Genomic DNA, 1,001 nt, shown 5'->3' on the forward strand with positions numbered 1-1,001 from the left:
CGAGAACTTACTCTCAATGTCCAAGAAGCAGCTCAACCGTACTCGCGCAGAGAAAATCGGCATGATCTTCCAAGATCCCATGACCTCTCTGAATCCATTTATGAAGATAGGCAAGCAGCTGAGCGAAGTGTTGATGGTGCACAAAGGCATGAGTCGCAAGCAAGCCATGGCGGAATCCATTCAGATGTTGGATGCGGTGCGGATTCCTTCTCCGGAAACGCGCATGAACCAATATCCACACGAGCTTTCTGGCGGTATGCGCCAACGTGTGATGATTGCCATGGCGTTGTTGTGTAAACCGGAACTGCTTATTGCCGATGAGCCCACAACCGCACTCGATGTGACAGTACAAGCGCAAATCCTGACGCTATTACGTGAGTTACAACAAGAGTTCAATACCGCGATATTGCTGATCATGCACGACATGGGCGTTGTCGCCGAAATGTGTGACCGCGTGGTGGTGATGTACGGCGGACAAAAAATGGAACAAGCGGGTACGGACACCCTCTTTGCTCAGCCCGCACACCCTTATACCCAAGGCTTACTGAGAGCAATTCCTTCGATCACCGAAGACATGCCTCGTTTGCCAACCATCCCTGGCAATCCACCGAGCTCCTTGATTAACCACCAAGGCTGCCCGTTTAGAGATCGCTGTGATTACCGACTCGCTCGCTGCCAAGCCGAAACGCCGAAGTTTATGCCGCTCAATGGTCGTCAATCCATCGCCTGCCATGTCAAAGCCCAAAGCAGCATTTCACTCATCCACCAGTCGGCTTAAGGAAACGTTATGAATCAGAAAGAAGTGTTATTGTCCGCTCGCGATCTGCAAGTGCATTTTCCTGTTTCGCGACACCTCATTCCGAGCCGAAGAAAGATCGTACAAGCCGTCAACGGCATCGATTTGGATGTTTATCGAGGCGAAACGCTCGGCATTGTTGGCGAATCAGGCTGCGGAAAATCCACCTTAGCGCGTGCTCTGCTGCGCTTAGTTGAACCCACGC

The 1,001-nt window shown here is 51.6% G+C and carries 2 protein-coding genes; both read left to right on the plus strand.

Features of this window, described 5'->3' with window-relative positions:
* Positions 1–778: ABC transporter ATP-binding protein (locus R7044_RS24430; protein ID WP_225455903.1), on the plus strand; the 778-nt coding region annotated here is incomplete at its 5' end.
* Between the two features lie 9 nt (positions 779–787).
* Positions 788–1,001, plus strand: a 214-nt coding sequence (locus R7044_RS24435; protein ID WP_225455904.1) for an ATP-binding cassette domain-containing protein, incomplete at its 3' end; no start/stop codon positions are given.

This window comes from Vibrio sp. 1402 (assembly GCF_033340275.1).